Genomic DNA, 12,327 nt, shown 5'->3' on the forward strand with positions numbered 1-12,327 from the left:
ATAATTTCTAGCTATCACTTCTACTCATTCCAAAAATTTTCTCACTCTGATACTTACCCACCATAAAGCAAAAAGCCTTGCAATCAAGGCTTTCATTATCCCTTTCGTTCAAAGGTTTCTAAGCTTTTACGAGCAGAGCAACACACTCCACGTGATGCGTCTGCGGAAAAAGATCCACCGGCTGGATTTTCTTCAATTCAAAGCCCAACTCTTGATAGAGTTTGATATCACGTGCCATGGTTGCGACGTTACAGGAGATATAGGCGATGCGTTCAGCTCCTGTTTGGGCGCTTGCTTTGATAAAGCTTTCGGTCAAGCCCTTGCGTGGTGGATCGACCAGGATGGCAGTTGGTTGGATGCCTTCCTTGAGCCAATTCTTCATAGCATTTTCTGCTGTATCACAGACATAGTGGGCATTGGTAATGCCATTTAAGCTAGCATTCTTCCGGCTATTTTCTACTGCTTCGGGGATGACTTCTACTCCATAAACTTCCTTGACATGCTTGGCAACTGATAGGCCAATGGTACCGATTCCGGAGTAGGCATCAATCACCACATCATCTTCACTTAACTCCGCAAAGTCAATGGCTGTTTGGTAGAGCTTCTCTGCCATTTCAGTATTAACCTGGTAAAAGGCGGGTCCAGAGATTTGGAAATCATTTCCCAACATTTGATCCGTAATATAGTCTTGACCATAAAGCGTACGCCATTCTTTTCCAAAAATGGCATTGGTATTCTGGTCATTGATATTTTGCATGACGGATTTGATGGCTGGGAATTGCTTAATCAACTGCTCGATCAACTGGTCAACACGGAAAATCTTGGGACGAGTGGTGACCAAAATGACCATGATTTCTCCAGAATGATGTCCTCGACGAACGACAAGGTTACGAATCAAGCCAGACTGTTCCTTCTCGTCATAAGGCTTGAGGTCAAAACGACGAATCAAATCCCGAAGCGCCAAGACCACTTGGTCAATGACTGGATTTTGGATATAGAAATCTTCAATCGGCATCAAATCATGGGAGTTCTTCCGAAAGAAGCCTGTCTCGACCTGACCATTGACCCGACGAACAGGGACTTGGGCCTTGTTGCGGTATTGGACAGGATGGTCCATCCCCAAGGTCAGGGGCACTTCCATATCAGTGATTCCCGCCATCTTGTAGAGGCTATACTTGACCTGCTTGGCCTTGAATTTCAGTTGCTCCGGATAAGCTAGGTGGCCCAAGTCGGCGATTCCGCTTCGTAGATAGGCAAGATCAAGCTCTTCATTGCGGTGAGGCGATTTTTCTAGGTACTCCTCTACTTTTCCATAACCGATCTTTTTGTTGACTTTAAGCACGCGCATGCGGATCACTTCTCCTGGTAGGGCATTCTCCACAAAAAAGACCAGGCCATCGACCTTAGCCACTCCTGCTCCTTCGTGGGTCAAATCAACAATCTCAACGGTTACAATTTCATTTTTCTTTAACATGGTGTTCTATCTTTCTACAAATTAAAAGGGGTGGAGTCCAAAACTCCTATCCCCTTATTATATCATCTCAGTCCCATTTGGTACAATTTCTTTTTATAAGCATCGAAATCGACGAGCAAGCCTTGGCCCCCGTACATATCGTAGGCATCGACCCAATCCCCATTTTCTGGAATGGTCACTCGTTCAATTCCTTTTCCAGCACTACCAACTAGGCTAAGTCCATTGGTCAATAGGAAGGAGAAAGGTACATTGGTAGACGTCATAGCAAAGACTTTCCCAAGGGCTTCTGATCCCGTAAAGAGTTTGGTTGGATCCTTGATCTGATGCATGATAGCAGACATGACCTCTTGCTGGCGACGGGTTCGGCCAAAGTCCCCTTCATCATCCTTACGGAAACGCGAGTAATTGAGAAGAGTCCGGCCATCCATCCGTTGTTTTCCAACCTTGATGGTTTGTTGCGGAACGACACCGTCTTTCATGTTTAAATCATCTGGTACTTCTACTTCACTGACTTTTTCGCCATCAACCGTTGAAAATTGCGCATTCATCTCGACCCCATTTGGGAAGAGGGTATCGATCGCTGTCGCAAAGGTCTTGAAATCGACCATGGCGTAATATTGGATGTCAATGTCAAAGTTATCTTTGAGCATCTGACGCACCAATTCAGCCCCTTGGTTGTTATTTTGCTCCCCGATGGTGAAGGCAGTATTGAGCTTCTGGTCGTAGTAGCCATCATATTCAGGAATATTTTGCTGGCTGACACCATCGATATGGACCAGTGTGTCCCGCATGAAGCTGACCATCTTGATCTTGCCTTCTTTGTTATTGACATTGACCACCATGATGGAGTCTGTCCGTGTCTCATCTGACTTCTCACCGATCCGACCATCTGTCCCCAAAATCAGGATATTGACCCCATCTCGCGACTTCTTGCCGTTAAATTTCTCAACGACAGCCGGTTTGGCATCTGGACCTGTCGGCTTACTGTTGAGGCCTTTCACAAACATGAAGACCATGCCGCCGATAATGAGCAAGAAAAAGAGAGCAAGCCACTTGAGAATCCGTTTGACGCGGATCTTTTTCCGTGGTTTCTTAGGTAGATCGCTCGTCGCAGCGACTGCTTTTTTCTTTGTTTTTTTGCTACGTGATTGGTAAACAGGAAGGTCACCAATCGGTTCAGCAATCTCCCCTTGCACTTCTTCAGTAGCAGCTACTTCAGGCTGTTGAAGGGGTTCTGTTTCCTCATAAACTCCTTGACTTTTTTTGAGCAAATAATTGTATTCTAGTTGTTCTCGTTCATTCAAATAATGAAAATTTGAGTATAAGTACTCTAATCGCTTTCGCTCATGGTGAGATAGAAAGTTGGATTCGTTACTCATCTTTTCTCCATTCCGTTATCTTTTATGGTATAGACCTGATACTGACCCAAGACTTTTGTCTGAATACCCAGACTGTCTAATTCTTGATAGGCAAACTGCACTAGATCAGGCGCTTCATTTAGGAGGTCAATAATGAAAAAGTATTCTCCTAAAGCTGTTTTTAGGGGGCGACTTTCAATCTTGGTTAAATTGATTCCCCGCCAAGCAAAGGTGGACAAACCCTTATAGAGGGCTCCTGCCAGATTACTTGGCAAGGTTAAAGCCAAGCTAATCTTTTGACTCGAAAGATTCAAAGTTTCTGAAATCAAGGGCTCTTTTGCCCCTAAAATCCAAAAACGCGTGTAGTTGTCCTCGATTTCTTGGATGTCTTTGGCCTGGACTTCCAAACCGTACTCACTTGCTGCTGCCAGAGGGGCAATAGCTGCAATCTCCAATTCTGGATGTTCTGCTACATAGCGGGCTGCATAGGCTGTTGAAGCCGTCATTTCCATGGCCACATCTGGATAATGGGCCCTTAGAAAAGCCTTCCCTTGGGCCAAGGCCTGTGGATGCGAATAGACCGTTCGAATAGGCTGATCTTTTCTAGCCACCAAGAGCTGTTGCTTGATGGGATAGATCACTTCTGCAACGGCCTGGATGGTCCCTTGGTGAAAGAGGTAATCGATGGTCTCGTGGACACTGCCTTCGATAGAGTTTTCAACGGGGACGACTGCAAAATCAATTTCTTGATTTTCATAGGCCTTAATAACATCTGTGATCGTTCGATAGGCGATGCGTTCAGAAGTTGGAAAACTATGAGTCACCACATCGTGGGTAAAAGATCCCTTGGGACCTAGATAGCCTACAAGCATCGAATAATCTCCGCAATTTCGTCAGGTGTTTTGTCCTCAACATCCACAATATGGGTAGCAATCGCTTCATACAAAGGCAAACGGCCATCAAAAATCTTCTTGAATTCTTCTTTGGTATTGTTTAAAAAGAGGGGGCGTTGCATAACTTTGTCATTTTGAATGCGACTGTACAAGGTTTCAAAATCCACGCGCAAATAAATGTTGTGTGGATTTTTTTCCAAGAGGGCACGGTTATGAGGATTGACGACAATCCCGCCACCAGGGGAAATAATGGCTGCCTCGTTTTCCAATAAACGTTCCAGCATTTCAGCCTCGCGACGACGAAAGGCAGCTTCTCCTTCCACTGCGAAATAGTCATTGATTGACATACCGATCTCTTCAACAATTAATTCATCCATATCATGGAACTTTGGATCAAGAATGCGACCAACGGTCGTTTTACCTGTTCCCATAAAACCAAGTAAAATTTTAGCCATGCAGTAAGGTCTCCAAATCTTCAAAAAAACTAGGGTAACTGGTGTTAATGGCCTCTGCCCGATCCAGCATCACATTTCCTTCACTCACCAATAAGGCAGCAATGGCAGCCATCATCCCAATTCGGTGGTCTCCAAAGGTCTCTAAATCAGCTCCATGTAGAGGTGTCGGTCCAGTGATGACCATGCCGTCTTCCGTTGGCACGACAGTGGCTCCCATGGCATTGAGGCTATCTGCTACGACCTGGATGCGATCCGTTTCTTTCACACGAAGCTCCTCAGCATCCGCAATCACGGTCTGACCATTTGCCTGTGTCGCTAGTAAAGCAATAATCGGCAATTCATCAATCAAGCGTGGAATCAACTCCCCATCAATCCGAATCCCTTTTAAGGACGAAGTCTTAACAGTGAGACTTGCAGAGACCGCTTTTTCATCGCGATCCTCAATGGTGAGATCTCCCCCCATTTCTTGTATCACATCGAGAATCCCTGTCCGCGTTTGGTTGATGCCAACATTTTCAATCTTGATCACACTATCTGGCAGAATGAGGCCAGCCACTAACCAAAAGGCTGCACTGGAAATATCTCCAGGAACGATGACTTCTTGACCTTGGAACTCTTGTCCACCTTGGATGCAGATGGTTTTTCCGTCTACCTGGATTTCTCCGCCAAATTGGCGAATCATATCCTCCGTATGGTCACGCGTCTTTTCTTTCTCGATAATCCTCGATTCGCCCTCAGCCTGTAGAGCAGCAAAAATGAGAGCTGACTTGACTTGAGCCGATGCCACTGGCAAACGGTAATGAATGGGTTGAAGCTGATGGGTGCCTTTTTCATGTAAAGGCGGGCAATCGCGCTCTCCCTGACCAGCAATCTCTACCCCCATCTGACGCAGTGGAATCGCGACACGATCCATGGGCCGTTTGGAAAGGCTGTCGTCTCCAACCATGGTCACTGCAAAATCCTGACCTGCTAGTACACCTGAGATCAAACGAATAGACGTTCCTGAATTGCCCATATCAAGGGGAACCGTCGGAGCTTGAAGACCTTGAAAGCCTACTCCTTGAATCCGAATCACATCCCCATCATCTTGGATAGAAACTCCCAAGTCTCGAAACACCTGGATGGTAGAAAGCACATCTTCGCCTCGCAAGATATCATAGACCTTGGTTTCGCCCTTTGCAAGACTTCCAAAAATAATGGATCGGTGACTGATGGATTTGTCACCAGGGACTCGAATGGTTCCCTTTAGACCCTTGCTATTGGTTCTTAATTTCATTGCCATCTCCAGAGTGCTTTTCCACATATTCTATCATAAATAGGACATGAATTCAATTTTTGATCAAAAATTTGGAACAAAAAACGAATGTTTCCTAGCTTTTTTTGAGCCTCTTTTCTTCTAGTGGCGAACGAAAATACCAGAGTCGAAATGACAACTCTGGTAGTGGTTCTTATTTGTATAAATCTTGAATCGGCTCAAAGATAATCTTTTCAAGATCTGCAAGATAAATAGACAATTGCTGTTGTTTAGTGAAAAATTCATTCACAATCGGACTTGCTTGGATTTTTTCCATATAGTCCTTCATTTCTTGTTGCACAGCTTCTGTTGGAAGTTGACCGGATTGCATCAAGCCTTGCAGTTGATTTTGGAAAGCGACGTATTCGTCAAATAGCGTTTTCGCTTCTGGATTTGCTTCGATCGCTTGCTTGCTTTCTACGACAGCCTTGTATTCAGGAAGGTCTCGCAGGGTCCGAGAGAGTTCGTTTGCTACATCATAAATATTTGCCATTTTCTAGGCTCCTTTACTGATAAGATACTTCTATTATACTGCTTTTCCTTCAATATTCCTAAAATGAAGCGGCCTTTTGACGCAAATCCTTCTTTAGACCTAGCGAGCAAGGACGGTATAAGACGTCGCCTGGCTAATCAATGTTTGAGCCCGCTCCTGATCCTCTGCATTTTTAAAGGTCAGCTGCAAAATCCCGTGGATATCCTCCCGATTTTCTTCATTGATGTGAATATTAACCAAGGAAATCCCTTGTAAGAGTTGTAAGATTTCGAGGATCACACCTTCCTGATCGGGGACATCGATAAAGAGATCATAGGCACTATCACGTCCCGCACGCTGATGGATCTGCATTTCTTTTCGGTGTTTCCGCCCTTCATGGAAAAAGGTCCAAATAGCCTCTTCATTATCTGCTTGAATGGTCTCAGCCACTTGATCCAAACGCTCTTTGAAATCTGCAATCCGCTCTAATATCGCTTGAGGGTTGGATAAGAGAATAGAAGTCCACATGCCTGGCTCACTTTCCGCAATCCGTGTCATATCCCGAAAGCCACCAGCCGCAAAACGACGGGTCATTTCATGCTCTTCCCCATAAGCTACGGCCTGCTCGACCAGTGTCGAGGCTAAAATATGAGGAAAATGGCTGATCTGGGAAGTCACCCGATCGTGTTCCTCGGCATCGATTTCAATAAATCGAGATCCCAATCCACTCAGAAGCTCTTTCAACTCTTCCATGGCACCCCCTGTCGTCAAGCTGGAAGTGGTAAAAATATAATAAGCGTTCTCAAATAAGGTGGCATCTGCTGCTGCAGCACCTGTCTTATGACTACCAGCCATGGGGTGTCCTCCCACAAAGCGTACATCCTTGTCTGTAAACAATTTTTCAGCTTGTGCGACAATTTCTGCCTTGGTAGAGCCTGCATCTGTCACCAGTACCTGGTCTTTCAAATTCAGGCCAGCTAAGGTTTCTAAGTAAGACTTGGTTTGCTTAATCGGAAGCGCCAAAATAATAATATCCGCTAAAGGGGCAAAGGCTTCGAAATCATCCGTCACTTGATCCACCATTCCCCTTTCAAGGGCGATGGTTCGAGAGGCTTCACTACGATTGTAACCAAGAACGGTCACATGTGGATGGGCCCTCTTAATGCCTAGCGCGAGGGATGCACCAATCAAGCCCAAGCCTGCAATATATACAACTTTCTTCTCCAAAGGAAAACTCTTTCTCTTAAAAATTCTTCGTGAATTCCCGGTGCTTAGCAACAGCTTCTTTCAATTCTTCCAAGTTATCGGATGAGAATTTTTCAAGCACTTCTGTCGCAAGGACCGTTGCGACCACTGCTTCCATCACCACTCCTGCAGCTGGTAGAGCCGTTGGGTCGCTGCGCTCAACCGTCGCCTTATAAGGCTCATGAGTTTCAATATCCACACTCATCAAGGGTTTGTAGAGGGTCGGAATAGGCTTCATGACGCCACGAACCAGAATGGGCTCACCATTGGTCATGCCCCCTTCAAAACCACCAAGATTATTGGTGCGACGGGTATAACCGGTGTCCTGAGACCAGATGATTTCATCCATGACTTGACTCCCTTTTAGGCGACGTGCCTCAAACCCAAGACCAAACTCAACACCCTTAAAGGCATTGATAGAGACCACCCCTTGAGCGATTTTGGCATCCAATTTCTTGTCCCATTGCACATAGGATCCTAGTCCAACAGGCACACCACCAACCAAGGTTTCCACAATTCCCCCGATGGTATCGCCATCTTTTTTTACTTGGTCAATGTAGGCCTTAACAGCTTCTTCTTGTTCTGGCACAACGATCGAAACTTCCGACTTCGCTGCCTTTTCCTTGATTTCTGAAACGGTTAGATTCTCGGGAATTGCAATCTCGATTCCCCCAAAATTAACAATGTGACTGGCCACTTCAACGCCAATTTCTTCTAAAATCCGTTTAGCAACTGCACCAACAGTTACACGCATGGTCGTCTCACGTGCAGAAGAACGCTCTAGCGAGTTACGAAGATCGTCAAAACGGTATTTCATCCCTCCGACTAGATCGGCATGACCAGGACGTGGCTTGGTGATCTTACGCAGATTTTTCTTTTTCTCTTCGACCGGTGCTACATTCATGATCTCCAGCCATTTTTGGTGATCCAGATTGGTCACATTCAGAGTAATCGGACCTCCCATGGTTAAGCCATGACGGACCCCTGATGTGATCTCGACACGATCACTCTCAATTTTCATCCGAGCACCACGACCATAGCCACCTTGTCGACGTTTGAGCTCTTTATTAATATCCTCTTCAGATAAAGGAAGGCCTGCTGGAACCCCCTCGATGATGGCGGTTAGTCGAGGTCCATGGGACTCTCCTGCTGTTAAATATCTCATACGACATTATTCCTTTCTTTCTAAAAAGTCCTTCATTTCTTGAAGAGGGATTTGATGAATCGCTGCTTTCCCCAACTCTGGAACAATCACCAATTTCAAGCTGGTCCCACGGGCTTTTTTGTCATGGGTCAAAGCTTGATAAAGGGCTTCTTGATCCCATTGCTCATAGGCCACCGGAAGGCCAAATTTTCGGCACATTTCTTCGATTTTTTGAGTGATTCCCTTTGGCATCAAGCCTTTTTCTTCTGCAACTCGGGAGAGCTGCACCATGCCCATACTGACGGCTTCTCCATGCATAACCTGCCCATAACCAGCTGTTGCTTCAATGGCATGGCCAATGGTATGACCAAAATTGAGATAGAGGCGAATGCCATTGTCCAGCTCGTCTGCCACCACATGGTCACGCTTCACCAGGCAAGAATGAGAAATAATGCTCTCTGCATGCTCTAGAATACTCTCGATAGAACCATCCATGTCTTCCAATTCTTCCCAAAGTTCCGTATCTTGGATGAGACCATACTTGATGACTTCACCCATCCCCTCGATCAATTCACGGTGTCCCAAAGTGCTCAACACTTCAGGATCAATGAACACTCCATCCGGTTGGGCAAAGGTCCCTACCATGTTTTTGGCATAGGCTGTGTTGACTCCAGTCTTACCACCGATAGAGGAATCAACCTGCGCGGTCAAGCTAGTCGGGATCTGAACAAAGGAAATTCCCCGCATATAGGTCGAGGCAGCAAAACCAGCCAAATCACCAACAACGCCGCCCCCAAGAGCGACGATTCCATCACTGCGCGTCATGCCCTGGGTAGCTAGAAAGTCATAAACTTTTGAAACAGTGGTCAAATTCTTACTGGCTTCGCCTTCAAGAAACTCAAAGCGTACCACTTGAAAACCAGCTTTCTCAAGGCTATTCTCTACAATAGCTGCATATAGCTTAGCCACGCGGTTATCGGAAATGATAGCGACTTTTTTATTGCCCCAAAGAGTGCGCAGCCAGTCTCCAACCTGGTTGAGACCACCTCTTTCAATCACAATCTCATAGGAATGTCCTGGAATAGGTACCGATACGTTCATAGGAATCTCCTTCGTGTTATTCTTTCATTCTATCTTATCATGAAATAAGGCACATGTCTCAAACAAAATGAAAATGAGACTAGAGCAAGACTGTTTTTTAAAAATCAGTTCTTGTTCTAATCTCATAAAGCTTTTTCAATAGGAAAAGGTAAAACCCTCTCTTAGTCACATACAAATTGGTGATATTCTGTTGTCAATGCTTCCCATACAGACTCTGTAGGAAATACTTTCCCAGTCATCAATTCAAAGGCTGCTTCAGCTTGATAAAAGAGCATTCCCAACCCATTTACCCTCTGGTTTCCTTGATTCACTGCTAATTGCAAAAAGGGGGTCACTGCCGGATAGTAGGCCATCTCTACGATTAAGGCATGTGGAGGAAAGGTCAAGTGACTCGCTATCGGAAGAGACTGACCATCCATCCCAACACCAGTGGCATTTAAGATGAGATCTGCTTGATTAAAGGAGCTTTGAACATCTTCATTTTTCTCAATCGCATACAATTCTATCAAAAAATCAAAGCCATCTTCAATCAACTGAACAATTGAACGATAATGAACCAATCTCTCCTCTCTCACAAAGACAAGGATTCGTTTTACACCTAGATGAATGGCCTGCGCAATAATCGCTAGAGCTGCACCACCTGCCCCTAAGAGAACCATTGTTTTTCCCTTAATGGAGAAAGCTGGAGGTAAACTACGAAAGAAACCAATCCCATCCGTATTATAGCCCTTAAGCTTGCCATCACGGTGAACGATAGTATTGACAGAGCCGATCTTTAGAGCCATCTCATCTACTTCATCTAAGTAAGGAAAGACCTTTTGCTTAAAAGGCATGGAAATATTGGCCCCAATCATATCTAACTTACGAATTTGGCTGACAGTGCTTTCTAAATCTTCTTCAGCAATATCCCAAGCCAGGTAAGCAGCATTGGTCGCTGTTAATTCATAGGCTAGATTATGGATGAAAGGAGAGATACTATGACGAATCGGATGGGCAATGACTGCTGCCATCCGAGTGTAGCCGTCAATCTTCATTTAATAACTCCCGAATTCTTCTCATATTTTCAAGAGGGATTTGACCAGGCGCACTTCCTTCTCCGACTCTAGCATAAGACCAAGAAGAGCCTGTCAAATCAGCTGTCAAGCGCGAAATCTTCCCGACCTTACCCATGGAAATCGTTACATATTCTTGCTCAGGATTCAGCGTCTTGAAACCACGCGTAAAATTCATCAAGTCAAGGACATCTTGTTCATTGTGGGCCATGACCGATACCTTGACCAATTTTGGAGAAAAGCTAGTTAATTCCGATAAGATCTCCATCATATTTTCCGGTGTCTCTTGGAAATTATGGTAGCTGAGCACAAGATTTGAAAATTCCAACATCTCTTCAAAGACGTCACGATGGCTATAAAACTCGAAATCGATATAATCCGGATGATAGATAGATTGAATATCTTTCAGGATCCAAACATATTCCTCATTGGTCAGCTCCATCTCCCCACCTTCAGCTCGAGTCCGTAAGGTGAATAAAATTTCGCGTCCAGCAAATTTTTCAAATACTGCTGGAGCAACGGTTAAGATCTCGTTTTTTTCTAAAAAGTCCGCACGCCACTCAATGACATCCGCATCCTCGTAACGCGAACTATCTAGTTGTTGCGCCTCTTCTAAGGAGCGAGGCATAATCGACACAACTAACTTCATACATCCACCCTAATCGTAAATACTTTTAAGTAATTACTACTTTCTTCTTTCTTGTTCCATCGAAAATCTCCCGGAAGGCCGTATTCTGCTACATAGCGATGCTTACGCCCTTGAAATCCCTTTTCGATTTGTTTTTTAAATTTTTCTTTGGTCACATTTGCCGCATTGGTACTGAGAATCAAGGTCCCACCTGGATTTAAAATCTCGAGGGCCTCGCTGACCAACCGATGGTAATCTTTAGCGACTGAAAAGGTCCGCTTTTTATTCCGCGCAAAGCTAGGCGGATCGAGCACGATCACATCATAGCTTAGGTCATGGCGTTTGGCATATTTGTAATAGTCAAAGACATCCATCACGACAAAACGATGATCATCCAGCGCCAAGCCATTTGCTACAAAATGCGCTTCTGATAATTCTCTACTTCTCTTAGCCAGATCGACCGAAGTGGTTTCAACTGCTCCACCCATTGCCGCAGAAACAGAAAAGGCCGCCGTATAAGAGAACATATTGAGCAAGGACTGTCCAGCAGCTAAGCCATCGACCAAACTTCCTCGAACTTCATGCTGATCCAAAAAGATCCCCGTCATCAAGCCATCATTGAGAAAGACTTGGTAAGAGACCCCATTTTCCAGAATCAAAAATTCTTGCGGAGCTTCATCACCATACACATGGGCCGATTCATAGTCCAAGCCTTTAAAGCGAATCTTTTCATAGCCCCCTCGGACTTCAGGAAAAACTTCTTGAAAAGCCGCTAAAATGATTTCCTTGATCTGATACACATAAAGGTTGTACCAAGAAAAGACAACAAACTCATCATATAAGTCAACCGTAAAGCCGCCAAAACCATCTCCCTCTTGGTTAAAGAGACGAAAAGCAGTTGTCTTCTCATCCTCATAATAAGAACGACGATATTGCTTGGCTTTGATGAAAAGTTCCATAAAAAAGGCTTGATCAAAAGCAACCAACTCTTGAGAAACAAACCATCCAATCCCTTTATTCTGCTCAGATAAATATCCGACTCCGAGGGATTGTCCATCTCCTGAAAGCAATTGAACCGCTTGATCCAAAGCAGGAAGCGAATCAAAGTCTTGCTTTTCAAGGAGCGATTGTCCTTGTTTTAGTTTTCGAGCTACTTGCCGACTGACTGTGAGTTTTTTCATACCCTCTATTATAGCAAAAGTCTGCAGTTT

General features: G+C 44.8%; 12 protein-coding genes. All 12 read right to left on the reverse strand.

The window, feature by feature from the left end:
* Positions 1 to 118 precede the first annotated feature (118 nt).
* The 12 genes from rlmD to O3626_RS00220 all read right to left on the reverse strand — a co-directional run bounded on the left by rlmD (position 119) and on the right by O3626_RS00220 (position 12,297).
* Positions 119 to 1,474 carry a 23S rRNA (uracil(1939)-C(5))-methyltransferase RlmD gene (gene rlmD / locus O3626_RS00165; protein WP_371494492.1) on the reverse strand — a complete coding sequence of 452 codons (1,356 nt, stop codon included), beginning with the start codon at positions 1,472 to 1,474 and terminating at the stop codon, positions 119 to 121.
* A 62-nt stretch (positions 1,475 to 1,536) separates the two neighbouring features.
* Positions 1,537 to 2,853, reverse strand: coding sequence for an LCP family protein (locus O3626_RS00170; RefSeq protein WP_371494494.1), 1,317 nt, complete (start codon positions 2,851 to 2,853; stop codon positions 1,537 to 1,539).
* Positions 2,850 to 3,704, reverse strand: coding sequence for a prephenate dehydratase (gene pheA, locus O3626_RS00175; RefSeq protein ID WP_371494496.1), 855 nt, complete (start codon positions 3,702 to 3,704; stop codon positions 2,850 to 2,852). The genes O3626_RS00170 and pheA overlap by 4 nt, the downstream gene beginning before the upstream one ends.
* Positions 3,695 to 4,180 (reverse strand): shikimate kinase, encoded by a 486-nt coding sequence (locus tag O3626_RS00180; RefSeq protein WP_371494498.1) that lies wholly within the window; start codon positions 4,178 to 4,180, stop codon positions 3,695 to 3,697. Before O3626_RS00180 ends, pheA begins: the two co-directional genes overlap by 10 nt.
* Positions 4,173 to 5,456 carry a 3-phosphoshikimate 1-carboxyvinyltransferase gene (gene aroA / locus O3626_RS00185; protein WP_371494500.1) on the reverse strand — a complete coding sequence of 428 codons (1,284 nt, stop codon included), beginning with the start codon at positions 5,454 to 5,456 and terminating at the stop codon, positions 4,173 to 4,175. Before aroA ends, O3626_RS00180 begins: the two co-directional genes overlap by 8 nt.
* A gap of 172 nt (positions 5,457 to 5,628) precedes the next feature.
* Positions 5,629 to 5,967 carry a YlbF/YmcA family competence regulator gene (locus tag O3626_RS00190; RefSeq protein ID WP_003014453.1) on the reverse strand — a complete coding sequence of 113 codons (339 nt, stop codon included), beginning with the start codon at positions 5,965 to 5,967 and terminating at the stop codon, positions 5,629 to 5,631.
* Between the two features lie 99 nt (positions 5,968 to 6,066).
* Complete coding sequence (locus O3626_RS00195) at positions 6,067 to 7,173, reverse strand: prephenate dehydrogenase (protein ID WP_251457644.1); 1,107 nt, start codon at positions 7,171 to 7,173, stop codon at positions 6,067 to 6,069.
* A 16-nt stretch (positions 7,174 to 7,189) separates the two neighbouring features.
* Positions 7,190 to 8,356, reverse strand: coding sequence for a chorismate synthase (gene aroC, locus O3626_RS00200; protein WP_371494502.1), 1,167 nt, complete (start codon positions 8,354 to 8,356; stop codon positions 7,190 to 7,192).
* A gap of 6 nt (positions 8,357 to 8,362) precedes the next feature.
* Positions 8,363 to 9,436 carry a 3-dehydroquinate synthase gene (gene aroB, locus O3626_RS00205; RefSeq protein ID WP_371494504.1) on the reverse strand — a complete coding sequence of 358 codons (1,074 nt, stop codon included), beginning with the start codon at positions 9,434 to 9,436 and terminating at the stop codon, positions 8,363 to 8,365.
* Between the two features lie 161 nt (positions 9,437 to 9,597).
* Positions 9,598 to 10,470 (reverse strand): shikimate dehydrogenase, encoded by an 873-nt coding sequence (gene aroE / locus O3626_RS00210; protein WP_371494506.1) that lies wholly within the window; start codon positions 10,468 to 10,470, stop codon positions 9,598 to 9,600.
* Positions 10,460 to 11,137 (reverse strand): type I 3-dehydroquinate dehydratase, encoded by a 678-nt coding sequence (aroD, locus tag O3626_RS00215; RefSeq protein ID WP_371494508.1) that lies wholly within the window; start codon positions 11,135 to 11,137, stop codon positions 10,460 to 10,462. The genes aroE and aroD overlap by 11 nt, the downstream gene beginning before the upstream one ends.
* Positions 11,134 to 12,297 (reverse strand): class I SAM-dependent rRNA methyltransferase, encoded by a 1,164-nt coding sequence (locus O3626_RS00220; RefSeq protein WP_371494510.1) that lies wholly within the window; start codon positions 12,295 to 12,297, stop codon positions 11,134 to 11,136. The genes aroD and O3626_RS00220 overlap by 4 nt, the downstream gene beginning before the upstream one ends.
* Between the last annotated feature and the right edge of the window lie 30 nt (positions 12,298 to 12,327).

This window comes from Streptococcus sp. 20925_1_77, assembly GCF_041432125.1.
GTDB lineage: Bacteria > Bacillota > Bacilli > Lactobacillales > Streptococcaceae > Streptococcus.

Coding starts and splice junctions, on each gene's coding strand:
- O3626_RS00180 (WP_371494498.1), bottom strand. CDS start 4,180: ATGGCTAAAATTTTACTTGGTTTTATGGGAACAGGTAAAACGACCGTT.
- O3626_RS00220 (WP_371494510.1), bottom strand. CDS start 12,297: ATGAAAAAACTCACAGTCAGTCGGCAAGTAGCTCGAAAACTAAAACAA.
- pheA (WP_371494496.1), bottom strand. CDS start 3,704: ATGCTTGTAGGCTATCTAGGTCCCAAGGGATCTTTTACCCACGATGTG.
- O3626_RS00170 (WP_371494494.1), bottom strand. CDS start 2,853: ATGAGTAACGAATCCAACTTTCTATCTCACCATGAGCGAAAGCGATTA.
- aroD (WP_371494508.1), bottom strand. CDS start 11,137: ATGAAGTTAGTTGTGTCGATTATGCCTCGCTCCTTAGAAGAGGCGCAA.
- aroE (WP_371494506.1), bottom strand. CDS start 10,470: ATGAAGATTGACGGCTACACTCGGATGGCAGCAGTCATTGCCCATCCG.
- rlmD (WP_371494492.1), bottom strand. CDS start 1,474: ATGTTAAAGAAAAATGAAATTGTAACCGTTGAGATTGTTGATTTGACC.
- O3626_RS00190 (WP_003014453.1), bottom strand. CDS start 5,967: ATGGCAAATATTTATGATGTAGCAAACGAACTCTCTCGGACCCTGCGA.
- aroA (WP_371494500.1), bottom strand. CDS start 5,456: ATGAAATTAAGAACCAATAGCAAGGGTCTAAAGGGAACCATTCGAGTC.
- aroB (WP_371494504.1), bottom strand. CDS start 9,436: ATGAACGTATCGGTACCTATTCCAGGACATTCCTATGAGATTGTGATT.
- aroC (WP_371494502.1), bottom strand. CDS start 8,356: ATGAGATATTTAACAGCAGGAGAGTCCCATGGACCTCGACTAACCGCC.